Origin of the sequence: Micromonospora sp. NPDC051543, assembly GCF_044454415.1 — a bacterium.
GTDB lineage: Bacteria > Actinomycetota > Actinomycetes > Mycobacteriales > Micromonosporaceae > Micromonospora.
In genome coordinates, this window is the sequence record NZ_JBITDT010000001.1 from 50,511 (window position 1) to 63,715 (window position 13,205).

The 13,205-nt window shown below is 71.2% G+C and carries 11 protein-coding genes; 7 read left to right on the forward strand and 4 right to left on the reverse strand.

The genetic code is table 11. The annotated features are described in order from the left end of the window. The first annotated feature begins 349 nt into the window (after positions 1-349). The gene (locus ACIA3K_RS00255; RefSeq protein WP_396798025.1) at positions 350-1,810 is read left to right on the forward strand and encodes a polysaccharide biosynthesis tyrosine autokinase; all 1,461 of its coding nucleotides are present in this window, start codon (positions 350-352) and stop codon (positions 1,808-1,810) included. Here the strand turns inward: ACIA3K_RS00255 and ACIA3K_RS00260 are convergent. Next, positions 1,791-2,345, reverse strand: a complete 555-nt coding sequence (locus tag ACIA3K_RS00260) for a low molecular weight phosphatase family protein (RefSeq protein ID WP_396798027.1) — start codon at positions 2,343-2,345, stop codon at positions 1,791-1,793. The genes ACIA3K_RS00255 and ACIA3K_RS00260 overlap by 20 nt on opposite strands. A 165-nt stretch (positions 2,346-2,510) precedes the next feature. On the opposite strand from ACIA3K_RS00260, the gene ACIA3K_RS00265 reads away from it, so the two are divergent. From ACIA3K_RS00265 to ACIA3K_RS00280, 4 genes are all read left to right on the forward strand, one after another. After that, a complete protein-coding gene (locus ACIA3K_RS00265; RefSeq protein ID WP_396798028.1) occupies positions 2,511-3,758 on the forward strand; it encodes a glycosyltransferase family 4 protein in 1,248 nt (415 codons plus the stop codon). Between the two features lie 97 nt (positions 3,759-3,855). Further along, positions 3,856-5,640: a DUF4012 domain-containing protein gene (locus tag ACIA3K_RS00270; protein WP_396798029.1), complete on the forward strand. Its 1,785-nt coding sequence runs from the start codon at positions 3,856-3,858 to the stop codon at positions 5,638-5,640. Between the two features lie 13 nt (positions 5,641-5,653). Beyond that, positions 5,654-6,283 carry a hypothetical protein gene (locus tag ACIA3K_RS00275; RefSeq protein WP_396798031.1) on the forward strand — a complete coding sequence of 210 codons (630 nt, stop codon included), beginning with the start codon at positions 5,654-5,656 and terminating at the stop codon, positions 6,281-6,283. A gap of 948 nt (positions 6,284-7,231) precedes the next feature. Further along, on the forward strand, positions 7,232-7,798 hold the full coding sequence (locus tag ACIA3K_RS00280) for a hypothetical protein (RefSeq protein ID WP_396798033.1): 567 nt from the start codon (positions 7,232-7,234) through the stop codon (positions 7,796-7,798). A gap of 51 nt (positions 7,799-7,849) precedes the next feature. Here ACIA3K_RS00280 and ACIA3K_RS00285 read toward each other — a convergent pair whose 3' ends face one another. Both ACIA3K_RS00285 and ACIA3K_RS00290 read right to left on the reverse strand, forming a co-directional pair. Next, positions 7,850-9,283 carry an MFS transporter gene (locus ACIA3K_RS00285; RefSeq protein WP_396798034.1) on the reverse strand — a complete coding sequence of 478 codons (1,434 nt, stop codon included), beginning with the start codon at positions 9,281-9,283 and terminating at the stop codon, positions 7,850-7,852. Positions 9,284-9,355: 72 nt separating this feature from the next. After that, a complete protein-coding gene (locus ACIA3K_RS00290; RefSeq protein ID WP_396798035.1) occupies positions 9,356-9,592 on the reverse strand; it encodes a hypothetical protein in 237 nt (78 codons plus the stop codon). A 121-nt stretch (positions 9,593-9,713) separates the two neighbouring features. Between ACIA3K_RS00290 and ACIA3K_RS00295 the strand changes: the two genes are divergently transcribed. Together ACIA3K_RS00295 and ACIA3K_RS00300 are read left to right on the forward strand one after the other, a co-directional pair. Then, positions 9,714-10,850, forward strand: coding sequence for a geranylgeranyl reductase family protein (locus tag ACIA3K_RS00295; RefSeq protein WP_396798036.1), 1,137 nt, complete (start codon positions 9,714-9,716; stop codon positions 10,848-10,850). Positions 10,851-11,106: 256 nt separating this feature from the next. Beyond that, a complete protein-coding gene (locus ACIA3K_RS00300; RefSeq protein ID WP_396798038.1) occupies positions 11,107-11,280 on the forward strand; it encodes a hypothetical protein in 174 nt (57 codons plus the stop codon). 55 nt (positions 11,281-11,335) lie between these two features. Here ACIA3K_RS00300 and ACIA3K_RS00305 read toward each other — a convergent pair whose 3' ends face one another. After that, positions 11,336-13,126 (reverse strand): bifunctional metallophosphatase/5'-nucleotidase, encoded by a 1,791-nt coding sequence (locus ACIA3K_RS00305; RefSeq protein WP_396798039.1) that lies wholly within the window; start codon positions 13,124-13,126, stop codon positions 11,336-11,338. Positions 13,127-13,205: the final 79 nt, after the last annotated feature.

Consider the following 13,205-nt stretch of genomic DNA (forward strand, 5'->3'; position numbering starts at 1 on the left):
GAGATCACCTTCTGGTGTCGGGACGGCAGGGATCCAATCGCCGACCAGACTTCCCGGCACACCGCTGTCGACCCTATCCGGTCGGCCGTACGCCGTGCTCGTGCGGGACGCGACGCGGCGATCGAGATCGGCGCGGGGAATCGGTCGCCGACTTTTCCGGGCGTCGCCGCTGCCGAATGGCCCTTTGTCGGGTTGGTCATGCGGGGCGACGCGATTACGGACGCCGAAAATGCATAACTCCGGACATAAGTCCTATGAGGGGCTTTAATGGTTTCACGAGTTGACAGACGACCTTGGGGGTTTTCGTGAAGTTCTTTGGCGTAACCGGACCGGTCCGGAGGCAAGCCTGATGGACCTGCTTCGCCAATTGCGCCACGTGCGTCGGCACTGGTGGGTCGTACTACTCACGATCATGGTGGCCCTGGGCGTCTCGGCGTTCCTGACCGTACGGGCCCAGCCCCGGTACGTCGCCTCGGTGACCTTCTTCGTCACCACCCCCAACCAGGGCGTCTCCGATGCCTACCAGGGCGGGCTGTTCCTCCAGCAGCGCGTCAAGTCGTACGCCGACCTGCTCAGCAGCGACCGCCTGGCACAGAGTGTCGCGGCCGAGACGCCGGTCGGGCTCACGGCGGACGAGGTGCAGCGCCGGGTGACCACCTCCACCGAGACGGGCACCGTCCTGCTGCGCGCCTCGGTCACCGACACCGACCAGGCCCGTGCCCTGCGGTTGAGTGAGACCCTCGCCGCGAAGTTCGTCGAACTCGTTCAGAAGGTCGAGACGCCACCCGAGGGCAAGTCGCCCATCAAGATCGAGGTGGTCAGCGGTCCACGGGTCAGCGCGAGCCCCGTCTCGCCGAAGCCGCTGCGTAACCTCGTCCTCGGCGGTCTGCTCGGCCTCGTCCTCGGCGTCGGCCTGGCGATCCTGCGCGGCGTCGCCGACGTCCGCCTGCGCGACGCCGCCGGTCTGCAACGCGCCACCGGAAGCCCGCTGCTCGGCGAGATCCCGTTCGAGGGCGCCGCCCGCACGTCCCCGCTGATCGTCGGCGACGCCGCCACGTCGGCCCGTGCCGAGGCGGTCCGCAAGCTGCGGACCAACCTGCGCTTCGTGGACGTGCACGAGCCGGCCCGGGTCATCGCCGTGACCAGCGCGTTGCAGGGCGAGGGCAAGACGACGATGTCGTGCAACCTGGCCATCGCGCTGGCTGAGGCGGGCTGGCGTGTGCTGCTGGTCGACGCCGACCTGCGACGCCCGAAGGTCGACGACTACCTGGGCCTGGACGCCGGCGTCGGCCTCACCGACGTGTTGGTCGGCGACGTCCAGGTCGGTGACGTGGTGCAGCGGTGGGGCGACAAGTCCCTGCTGGTGCTGCCCAGTGGCTCCGCGCCGCCCAACCCGAGCGAGTTGCTCGGCTCCAAGGCGATGGCGGACCTCCTGCTCGCGTTGCGCGAGTCCGCGGACATCGTGATCATCGACACCGCGCCGCTGCTCGCGGTGACCGACGGCGTCGTGGTGGCCGTCCAGGCCGACGGCGCGCTGCTGGTGAGCCAGCAGGGTCGTACGTCGCGCACCCAGGTGGCCGCGGCGGCCCGCGCGCTGCATTCGGTCTCGGTGCGGCTGCTCGGATGCGTGCTCAACATGGCGAAGGTGGCCAAGGCCGAGGCGTACCAGTACGAGGCCTACCGGGTGGTCGCCTCGACCGCCACGCCGTCGGTCCCGACCGACCGGGCCCCGGCCGCCCGGCACAGTGAGGACGCCGGGGTCAACGGTGTCAGCGACCGTACCCAGGAACTCACCCGGCTGCCCCGATGAGCGCGGCGAGGGGTCGTAGCGAGCGTTCGATCTCCTCGGCGCAGCGACGGAAGTCGGCGACGGTGCCGCCGATCGGGTCCCGAAGGTCGTCCGCGTCCGGGGCGGCGGGTTGCAGCCGCCCCCGGGCGCTGGCGGCGGCGGCGATGGCGGCCCCCAGCGGATCGTCGGTCGATCCAACGGGCGGCTCGGCCGCCGCCGCGAGCCGACCGAACTGGCGAAGGGTGAACGTCCGGTGCAGCGCGCCGGGCGCGAGCGAGGTGCACACCGACCGCTGCCGCCGTGTGGCGGTCAGCACGAGCGTCGCATCGGTCAGCTGTTCGGCCCGCAGCGTACGGCTGCTGAACGTCGTCGGGTCGCCGCCCTCCCCGGTCACGACCTCCGCCGCGTACGGGTGCATGGCCATCCCGTCCATCGCGTCGGTGCCGGCGCTGGACACCAGCACGGAACGGTCGGCCAACAGCCGTCGGGCCAGGTGCTCGGCCATCGGCGAGCGACACAGGTTGGCGTGGCAGACGAACAGCACGCGGTCGGCCATCGGGAGCCCTCTCGTGGATGCGGACACGGGTCGCCACACCGTGCGGGTGGTGCGTCGACGCCGCTGGGCGCGCGGGGAGGGGTTGCCAGCATCCTACGCGGGTCGCCCTGTCGGACGCGGTGCCGCGCCGGCCGAGCCCGATCCGCGCCCACCGGCGGTGTCGCCGTGAAGATCGGCATCCTGTCGTACCACTTCCCGCCCGAGCCGGCGTTCATCCCCGGCAGCCTCGCCGAGGAGTTGGCCGCGCGCGGGCACGAGGTCCGCGTCCTCACCGGATTCCCCGACTACCCGGGCGGGCACGTCTATCCAGGGTGGCGGCAGCGGTGGCACCACGAGACGCACAGCGACCGGCTGTCCGTCCGCCGGGTGCCGCGGGTCTCCGGCGGGGCCACCAGCACCCGGGCGCGGATGGCCAGCTACCTGTCGTTCGCCGGGAGCGCATCGCTGGCGGCCCGCCGGTTCCTGGGTGACGTGGACGCGCTCTACGTCTTTCAACTGCCGGCCACCACGTTCGCCACCGCCGCCGTCCTGCGGCTCCTCGCGAGGGTGCCGACCGTGCTGCACGTGCAGGACGTCTGGGCTCGCGACGGCGTCGACGCGTCCGGCGGCGGCCGCTGGTTGGCGCGGATGGACGCCGCGATGACCCGCGTCTACCGGTCGGCCGCGCGGGTCGCCGTGGCCGCGCCGTCGATGCGCGACCTGGTGGTCGCGGCCGGCGCCGATCCCGGCCGGGTCCGTCTGGTCCTCAACTGGACGGACGAGCGCATCTTCTACCCGGCGACACCCGGCGCGGCGGCCCGGCAGATGGTCCGCCGGGATCGTCGGTGCGTGGTCATGCACGCCGGGACCATCGGACCCCGCCAGGGGCTGGAGACGGCGGTACGGGCCGCGGCGGCGCTGGACCGGACGATGGACCTGGTCCTGGTCGGCTCGGGCGCGGACGAGCGGCGGGTGCGGGGGCTCGCCGCCGACCTCAAGGCGGAGAACGTCCGCTTCCTCGAACGGCGGTCACCTGTCGACATGCCCGAGCTGTACGCCGCCGCCGACTACCAGTTGATCATGCTGCGCGACCTGCCCGAGCTTCGCGGCATGGTGCCGGGCAAGCTGCAGGCCGCGCTGTCGTGCGCCGCGCCGGTCGTCGCGTCGGCCGGCGGGGACACCGTCGAACTGGTCGAACGCGCCCGAGCCGGGCTGTCCTGCCCACCCGAGGACTGGGCCGCGTTGGCCGACCGGTTCTGGCTGGCCGCCACCATCCCGCCGCCCGCGCGCACCGAGATGGGCCGCCGGGGGCGGCAGACGTACCTGCGGGAGATGTCGCTGCCGGCCGGCGTCGACCGGATCGAAGGGTTGCTGCACGAGGCCGCCGGCCGCCTCCCGCAGGGAGCGACGGCGGCGCGAGGAAACCTCGCGTAAAGGACCAGAAATGCCATAACGGTACGAGAGTCCTCGTAACGTGCTAAGAACGTCAGGGAATTCGACAGACTGTCCGATTCCTGGATCGGAGTGTGGTGTGACGGAGAGCGAACGACCGCGTCGACGACGAAGCCGGTCCCGGCGTCGCCGGCGCGCGCGACTGCGTCGGGCCCTGCTCGGCGTGCTCGTGGTCGGATCGCTGGTGCTGGCCGCAGGTGGGTGGATCGGTTTTCGCGGTTGGCAGGCGAGGGCGCACCTGATCAATGCCGCCGGCCTGGCCCGGGAGCTGAGCGCCCAGGTCGTCGGCGGGGACACCGACCGTGCCCTGCGCACCCTCTCCGCGCTGCAGGAGCAGTCCGGCGCGGCCCGGGCGGCCACGTCCGATCCGAGTTGGAGGCTCGGTCGGCACACCCCGGCGGCCGGCGACGATCTCGATGCGGTCCGGCTGATCGCCATCGCCATCGACGACCTGGCCCGGCAGGCGTTCCCCAGCCTGCTCCGGACGGACCTGACCAGCCTCGTGCCGGCCAGCGGCCGGCTGGACCTGGCCCGGCTCACGTCGGTCTCCGGCGAACTGACCCGGGTCAACGACTCGGTGCAGGGCACCCGTCGGGACCTGGCCGCCGTGCCGGCCGACCAGCTGGTCAGCCAGGTCCGCCAGGCGCTGACCGACCTCCGCGGCGAGATCGACCGGCTGGCCAGCCTCACCGCCGCGGCCGACCAGGGCGCTCGGCTGCTGCCGCCGCTGCTCGGCGCCAGCGGCTCTCGGCGCTACCTGCTCGTCTCGCAGAACCTGGCCGAGTTGCGCGCGACCGGCGGCATGTTCGGCGCGTACGCGATGATCGAGGCCGAGGGTGGGCGGGTCCGGATGGGCACGCAGGGCAGCAGCGCGTCCCTCGGCCGGTTCACCCCGGCGCTGAAGCTGCCCGCCGAGACCCGGGCGATCTGGACCGACCTGCCCGGCATCTACCCCGCCGACGTGAACCTGACCCCGCACTTCCCGACCGCCGCCTCCCTGTACCGGGAGATGTACCGGCGCAAGACCGGTACCACCGTCGACGGTGTGCTCGCCGTGGATCCGGTGGTGCTGTCCTACCTGCTCAAGGCGACCGGCCCGGTGCTGGTACCCGGCGGGGTGCCGCTCGCCAGCGACAAGGCCGTGCAGACCCTGCTCAACGAGACCTATCAGCGGCTGGACACCACGCAGCAGGACGCCTACTTCGCGTCCTCGGCCGCTGCGGTGTTTGACGCCTTCTTCAAGAAGAATGTCAACCCTAGGGTGTTGTTGTCCGCATTTGACCGTGCTATCACGGAACGCCGGATATTGTTCTGGAGTGCTCACCCGGAAGAACAACGGACGGTCGGCAACAGCCGGATGGCCGGGACGCTCCCGGAACAGGACACCGTGCCAACTGTCGGCGTGTTCCTCAACGACGGCAGCGGCGCGAAGCTCGGCTACTACCTGCGGCCGACGGCGAGCCTCACGGTCGGCGAATGCCGGCCCGACGGCCGCCGCGAGCTCCGACTGCGGGTGACTCTGCGCTCGACGGCGCCGAAGTCAGGGCTCAGCAAGTCGATCCTTGGCCTCGGTATGGCTGGCGACCCGTACACCGCGCGAACGCTGGTGTCGATCTTCAGCCCGGCGGGCGGCTCCGTGCTCGACGCCCGGCTCGACGGGGCCGAGACGGCACTGGGCAGCGGCACCGAACGCCGCCGCCAGGTGGCGACGGCCAACGTCGACATCGGCCCCGGCGTCGAGAGGGCGCTGGAGGTCACCGTCTTGACGGCCAAGACCGGCGTCGGGCAGGCCGAGCTGTGGCTGACCCCCACCGCCAGCCCCTGGACCACCCAAGTTCATTCCGCACGAAGCTGTGACCAGTAGGAGGGAACCAATCATGCGGCTATCCCGCATCATCATGGCGCTCACGGTCGGTCTGGCCGTGGTGGCCGTGCCGACGGCAGCGGGGGCGGCACCGGCTCAGCCGTCGCCCAGCACGTCCGCCGGCGCGACCCAGCCGCCGCCGTACGCGCCGCAGCCGCCAGCCCTGACCGTCAACCGGCCGACGATCTTCCTGGGCGAGACGGTCGTGCTGACCGGCGCGAATTTCGGCCCCAACGAGACCGTCGACATCTCGGTGACGGTCACCCCCATCGCTGCCCCGGCCGCCGGCAACGCGCCGGCCCGCCGCAGCGACGGCACCACCGTGGCCATGGCGCCGGTGGCGTACCAGGCGAGCGCGCCGCTCAACTTCACGGCGTACACCGACGCCCAGGGGCGCTTCACCAAGAGCTACAAGCCGTCGGTGACCGGTCTGCTGACCTTCACCGCCACGGGCCGCGAGTCCGGCCGGACCGCGAGCACCGAGCTGCGGGTGCTGCACCGCAAGCAGCCGTTGCCCGTCACCGGTGACAGCATCGGTACGCCCATGAAGCTCGGTGGCGGTCTCGTCGGCGCCGGCGCGATCATGCTGCTGCTGACCCTGGCCTGGCGTCGCCGCCAGCGCTTCGGCGGAGCCGCGCACTAACCGGCACCACAAGCGGGGCAGTGCCCCGGACGTACCCCGAACTGGCGCCCGTCGGATTGTCCCGACGGGCGCCAGTTCACGTCGCGGGACGGTGTCGCGTTTCGCCCGGTCCATACCGCCTCGGCCTGATCGACTCCGGGTCGCCAGTCGCGGGGTTGTCGACACCGCGTGGCGTTTGTTGGGCGACGGGATACGACTCCACGTCGGCGACCCGGAGTCGATCACCAATCTGAGCGCCCCCTGGCCATGATCGACACGAGTTCGCCGATATCGCGGTGTCATCCGGCCCCGGACACCCCGACTTCGGCGACGTCGAGCCGATCACCGCTCGGTTGCGCCCCGCCGATCGCGCCGGCCGACGGTATGTCCGGCTGTGGGGGTCTTCACGGGGTGACCGGGTGTGCCTCGGTGGGCGGGGAGTCGTTGGCGCGCCGGGGCGTCGTGGCCCCCCGGCGATCGCAGGAGCGTCACCGCCTGCCGCCCGTCAGGTCGGGCCCCATCACCGCGCGTCCTTTGCTCTGCTTCAACCCAGGAGACACCCGGTGTCCGATTATCGGACGGCAGGTGTTTCCTCGGTTGAAGCAGAGCAAAGGCGGGTCACCACCCCCCCCGGCCCCGGGGAATGACCCCGAGCCCCGGGTCGTTACACCTGGTCCCGGTGCGACGAGCACCCCTGATCACAGGGCCGCCGCCTGCGGGGAATGGCCCCGGACCGCAGGTCGTTACACGCGGTCCCGGCGCGGCAACCCCGGATCCCCCGCGGATCCTCAGCCCCCGGGAATGGCCCCGGCCGGCAGGTCGTTACACACGGACCGGCCGCCACGAGCCCCCCGGCTCGCAGGCCCCCCAGACTTTTGAGCGCCCGGACGAGGTGCTGACACCCCGCGTCACCGATCCCCCCTGAACGGCTGGTGTGGGTGTTTCCTACCCCCGAAGGAGCAACCCCTGATGAACACGATCTTCCGTAAGAGCATGCTGTCTGTTGCTGGTCTCGCGTTCGCCGGTGGCGTCTTCGCCGGCCCCATCGCCGCCCACGCCGCCACCCCGGCCGTGGACGCCAAGCCCGCCACCGCAGCGGTGCAGACCACCGCACCGAAGCCGCAGGGCGACCAGTCCCACATCACCCTCAACGGTGAGCATAGCGCCAACGTCAAGGCCATCATCGCCGCCACCAAGAAGGCGGGTCTGCCCGAGCGGGCCGCGGTCATCTCGATCGCGACGAGCCTGCAGGAGTCCAAGCTGGAGAACCTGGGCCACCTCGGCGACGCCAACGACCACGACTCGCTGGGCCTGTTCCAGCAGCGCCCCACCTCCGGTTGGGGCACGCCGGAGCAGATCACCGACCCGGAGTACTCCACGACCGCGTTCCTCAAGGGCCTGCGCCAGGTCGACGGCTGGCAGGACATGCCCCTGACCGACGCCGCGCAGACCGTGCAGGTCTCCGCCTACCCCGACGCCTACGCCCAGTGGGAGCAGCAGGCCACCGACCTCGTCGCCCACAACTGGAACAGCTAAGAGACCACCGATGGCCGGCACCCGACAACGGGTGCCGGCCATCGCCGTACCTCAGTGGTGGTGATTGCGGAAGATGTCGATCAACGCCGCCACCAGCGCGAGCGCGATGATGCCCGTGGCGAGCAGCAACGACTTCTCGAAAGCTCCCGTCCAGTCGCCGTGACTGTCGGTCAGCGAGGAGAAGAACATCGAGCCGACCGCGGCGATGCCGGCGGCGGCGCCGATCCGCTGGCCGGTCTGGAGCATGCCCGCACCGCTGCCCGCCTGGGGGACGGGTACCTGGGCGAGGGTGAGCGTCTGGTTGGGGGCGATGACGAGGCCGCTGCCGATGCCGGCGACGAGCAGCGGACCGGCGGTGACCCAGGGCGCCGGGGCGTGCGGCGCGAGGTGCAGGGCGAGCACGGTGGCGGCCAGCCCGATGACCACGGCGAGCAGGCCGATGGCGACCAGGGGGCGGCCGAACCGGTTGACGATGCGTCCTCCGAGAGCGGATGCGGCGGCGGACCCGAGCGCGAACGGCGTGATGGCGAGACCGGCGACGAGCGCGCTGTAGCCGAGCCCGTTCTGCAGGAACAGCGTGAAGATGAAGAAGATCGCGGTGAACCCGCCGAAGTAGATGAGCGCGATGAGCGACCCGAGCGTGTACGACTGGAAGGTGAACAGGCGCAGGTCGAACAGCGGTTCGCGGTGTCGCGCGTACCACCGTTCCCAGAGGCCGAAGGCGACCAGCACCGCGAGGCCGGCCGGGATGAGCGCCCACTTCCACGGCGTACGCCACTGCTGCTCCTGCACGAGGGGCAGCAGGATCAGCACCACGCCGACGCCGAGCAGCAGCACACCGACCGGGTCGAGTCGACGGCGACCGGGTTGCCCGTCGGGCCGACCGGGCAGCAGCCGCCAGCCCAGGATCACCGCGACGATGCCGACCGGCACGTTGACGAAGAAGACCCACCGCCATCCGTGCTCCTCACCGCCGAGGGCGATGAGCAGGCCGCCGAGCAGTGGCCCGACGGCGGTGGAGATACCGATGGTCGCGCCGAGCAGCCCGAACGGGCGGGCCCGCTCCGGCCCCCGGAACAACTGCTGGATCAGCCCGATGACCTGTGGGTTGATGACGCCGGCGGCGGCGCCCTGGAGCAGCCGGGCGGCGACCAGCCAGGTGGGTGAGGTCGCCAGGCCGGCGAGCGCGCTGGTCAGGGTGAACAACGCGATCCCGAAGACGAACGCGTTACGCCGACCTCGGAAGTCTCCGAAGCGGCCCGCCGGTACGAGCACCAGACCGAAGGTGAGCGCGTACCCCGAGAGGACCCACTGCAGGTCGCTCGGCGAGGCGTTCAGCGCGCGGTCGATCGATGGCACCGCGACGTTGACGATGCTCACGTCGAGCAGCGTCATGAACGCGGCGACGAGCCCGACACCGACGGCCTGCCAGCGTCGGCGGTTCTCGGCCGCGTCGACCGGCTGCGGCTCGCGCGCCGCGTTCATCGAGCCCTCCGTTGACGGTCGATCACGCATTCCTGACCGCTACCCCGACCAGCGGGGGCCAACCGTCGCGGGTCACGCCATCTGACGGGCGCAGAACCGGGGGCCGAAGTCGAGGCCGGCCATCGGCGAGTCCTCGCGGTGCAGCAGGCCCTTCTCGGTGAGCTGGTGCAGCGGAGTGTGTACCTGCTCCTCGGTGAGCCCGGATACTTCGGCGATCAGATCCGGATAGGGCACCTGTCCGCGTGCTTCGAGAGTGGTGACCCCCTCGTACACCCGCTGCTCGATCTCCGACAGCTCCATCCGCTGCATGATCTCCTCCTTCGACCACCCGCCGGACGCGGACGGTTGCGCCGCGTCGTTTACCCCCTGCCCGACCGAAGATGCCCACCCGTTCGGGCGGTGAAGGGGGAGCACGCCCTACGCTGCGATGGTGATCGTCTGGGATCTGGTCGTTGTCGGCGCGGGCCCCGCCGGGCTCTCCGCGGCACACGCCGCGGCCCGCGCGGGCGTTCGTACCCTGGTTGTCGAGCGGGCCACGCACCCGCGCTACAAGACCTGCGGGGGTGGCCTCATCGGCACCTCCCTGGCCGCCGTACGGGAACGGATCGAGGTGCCGGCGCACGACCGGGTCGACCGGGTGACGTTCACCCGCGACGGCCGGCGGGAGTTCACCCGCCGCAACGGCAGCCCGGTGGTGACCATGGTGCGTCGGGAGGAGTTCGACGACCACCTGCGCGCGGCGGCGGTCGCCGCCGGCGCGCAGCTGCGTGAGCAGGTCGCGGTCCGCGCCATCGAGCAGGACCCCGAGGGGGTACGCCTGCGACTGGCCGACGGTACGACGCTGACGGCCCGCACGGTGATCGGCGCGGACGGCTCGTCGGGGGTGACCGCCCGGCACGTCGGGGTGCACTACCGCCAGGTGGATCTGGGGCTGGAGCTGGAGATCCCGGTGCCGCCCGCCGAGCAGGAGCGTTGGCGTGGGCGGCTGTTGCTGGACTGGGGGGCGATGCCGGGCTCGTACGCCTGGGTGTTCCCGAAGGGCGACCGGCTGACGGTCGGCGTCATCGCGGGCCGGGGCGCGGGGGAGGGGACACGTGCCTACCTGCGGCAGTTCGTCGACCGGTTGGGTCTGGCCGGGCTGCCGGCGGCGCACGATTCGGGTCACCTGACCCGGTGTCGCGAGGAGGACTCGCCGTTGCGCAACGGCCGGGTGCTCGTCGTGGGGGATGCGGCCGGGCTGTTGGAGCCGTGGAGCCGCGAGGGCATCAGCTTCGCCCTGCGCTCCGGCGAGCTGGCCGGGGCGGCGGTCGCCGCCGGGGATCTGGCCGGGTACGAGCGGGAGGTCGCCGAGCGCCTGACGCCGGAGATGCGGGCGGGGTTCCGGTTGCTGGACCTGTTCACCCGCCGCCCGAACGTGTTCCACGGGCTGCTGGCGACCCCGCCGGGCTGGCGGATGTTCGTGCGCTTCTGTCAGGGGCAGGCGAGCTTCGACGACATGCTGCGCCGCCGACCGATCCGGGCAGCCCTGGCGGTCCTGGACCGCCTACCAACCCCACGCCGCCCCTAAGCGCCCCCGCCCCCCGCCCCGCCTCACCCGCCCTCACTCCGCGCCGATCTTGCGGCTTCTGCGGCGACAATCCACCCGAAGCTGAACACCTCGGCAACCGTTAGTGCAAGATCGGCGAAGGCTGTGCGCTATGGGCCAGGATCCTAGGACGCTCTACGGGGTGTGTCGGTCCACCCAGCGTCGACCAGCTGTCGGCCAACGGACCGATGCGCCGAGCACCCGTTGTCGGACAATGACAGGGGAGTAGGGGGTGTCGATGGCCGAGCAACCGTTCACCGACGACGAGTACGCGTACCTGCGCCACATCCGGTTCGGGGAGTTGCCACCCGCGGTCCGTCCGGAGGACCAGGTCGCGCTGACCGAGACCGATCCCGGGCGGGACCGGCCGGAGAAGGCCGAGGACCCGGTCCGCTGGAACGTGCAGGGCTGAAAATACGCGGACGGGCCGCAGGTGTCGTCACCCACGGCCCGCCGTCACGCCACGGTCAGAAGACCGGCACACCTTCGCGGACGAGACGCCAGTTGGGCTGGAAGAAGTCGTCCGGGTTGATGGTCCCCTCGGCCTGGGCCCAGTCGATGAGCAGCTGGCGGATCTCCTGCTGCGCGTTGTAGACCTGGGTCTTCACGATGCCGGGGAAGTTGCCGCCGCCGCTGCGCCGGTAGTTGTTCACCGCCACCACGAACTGCGCGTCGTCCGCGACCGCGGTGTCGGTGCCGGGCAGCACCAGTCGGGTGATGCGCTGACCCACCGGCTTGGAGATGTCGATGTCGTAGTCCAGGCCGGAGATCACGTCGTAGTTGTAGTCCGGCACGGCCGGGTCGCTGATCTGCTCCGGGTCGACCGGAGCGCCCGGCGCGAGGGTGCGGAAGAACTTCGCCGAGTACTCCAGGTACGCGCGTACCTCGGCGCCGCTGAGCACGACGGCTTCGAGGGTGTTGTCGTACACGTACAGGCCGGCCACATCGCGGATCTTGACTTCTCCGGCGGGGAAGACGGCGGTACGGCTGAACGGCGCCGCGATCGACAGCACCGGCAGGTCCGCGTACGCGGTGCCGGTCAGCGCCGCGCCGACCACCTCGGTCTGTACGTGGTTGATGAAGTCGAGGATCGGGGTGTCCTTGTAGCGGGACTCCGCCGCCGACAACTCCACGGTGGACGTGGCGACCACCTGGTTGACGTACGCCACGGTCTTGGCGTGCTGGGCCCGGACGGCCGCGAGCACCTTCGGGTCCTCGACGACCGTGTTGGTGTTCAGCATGGTGGCGGCCTTCTTGGTGATCGTCCACCGGCCACGCTCGCGGGTGAGGCTGAAGTCCATCCGGGTGAGCCGCTGGCCCCACTTCGAGGGTTCGGAGAGCAGCACCTGGGTGCCGGTCCGCTCGTTGGTGACGAACCGCTCGACGACCTCGTTGTGGGCGTGCCCGAAGAGGATCGCGTCGATCCCGGGCACCTGCTGGGCGATCAGCGCCACCGGGTTCTCGTTGGGCAGCTCGGGGCCGTAGCTGGAGGTGCCGCTGTCGCCGCCGTGGGCGGAGATCAGCACGATGTCAGCGCCGCGGGCCCGCATGATCGGCACCCACTTGGCGGCGGTCGCGATCATGTCGTCGAAGCGCAGTTTGCCCTCGACGTTGCCCCGGTCCCAGATGGCGACGCCCGGGTTGGTCAGGCCGAGGATGCCGACCCGCAGGGTCGGCGCGGCGAAGCCCAGGGAGACCTTCTTGATGACGTACGGCAGGAAGGCCGGCTTGCCCGTCTTCGCGTTGACCGCGTTCGCGGCCAGGGCGGGGAAGCCGAGCTGGCGGATCCACAGGTCCAGCAGCGGCAGGCCGTAGTTGAACTCGTGGTTGCCCAGGGTCACGGCGTCGTAGTCGATGACGTTCATCGCCCGTGCCATCGGGTGCTTCTCGCCGGTGGCCGTGATGGGTTCCTGCTTGGCGTAGTACGTCGCCAGGGGAGTGCCCTGGATGGTGTCGCCGGCGTCGAGCACGAGCGTGGCCCTGCCGCGCCGCTCGCGGCGGATCTGGTTGATCAGGGTGGCCAGCTTCGCGACGCCGACGTCGTTGTGCTTGCTGTCGTCGTACTCGGCGTCCCGGTAGTAGTCCCAGTTGTAGACGTTGCCGTGCGTGTCCGACGTGCCCAAGAGCGTGAGGTCCCAGGTGCGCGACCGGGCGGGGCCCGCCGCCTGGGCGGGGGCGGCGGCGATCAGCGGGGCGGTCGCCGCGGCGGCGGCGACCGCGAGCACCTGGCGACGCGACGGACCGGATCCAGAGGTCATGACGTGCCCTTCGATGGGGGTTGACGCGCCTCGTGAGCGCCTCGCGCACCATAACGAGCCCCTGTCACTCCCGCCACGT

Bases quoted from the DNA above. Each gene is read 5' to 3' on its own strand.
- ACIA3K_RS00280 (WP_396798033.1), top strand. From the start codon at position 7,232: ATGAACACGATCTTCCGTAAGAGCATGCTGTCTGTTGCTGGTCTCGCG.
- ACIA3K_RS00290 (WP_396798035.1), bottom strand. From the start codon at position 9,592: ATGCAGCGGATGGAGCTGTCGGAGATCGAGCAGCGGGTGTACGAGGGG.
- ACIA3K_RS00255 (WP_396798025.1), top strand. From the start codon at position 350: ATGGACCTGCTTCGCCAATTGCGCCACGTGCGTCGGCACTGGTGGGTC.
- ACIA3K_RS00305 (WP_396798039.1), bottom strand. From the start codon at position 13,126: ATGACCTCTGGATCCGGTCCGTCGCGTCGCCAGGTGCTCGCGGTCGCC.
- ACIA3K_RS00260 (WP_396798027.1), bottom strand. From the start codon at position 2,345: ATGGCCGACCGCGTGCTGTTCGTCTGCCACGCCAACCTGTGTCGCTCG.
- ACIA3K_RS00300 (WP_396798038.1), top strand. From the start codon at position 11,107: ATGGCCGAGCAACCGTTCACCGACGACGAGTACGCGTACCTGCGCCAC.
- ACIA3K_RS00275 (WP_396798031.1), top strand. From the start codon at position 5,654: ATGCGGCTATCCCGCATCATCATGGCGCTCACGGTCGGTCTGGCCGTG.
- ACIA3K_RS00285 (WP_396798034.1), bottom strand. From the start codon at position 9,283: ATGAACGCGGCGCGCGAGCCGCAGCCGGTCGACGCGGCCGAGAACCGC.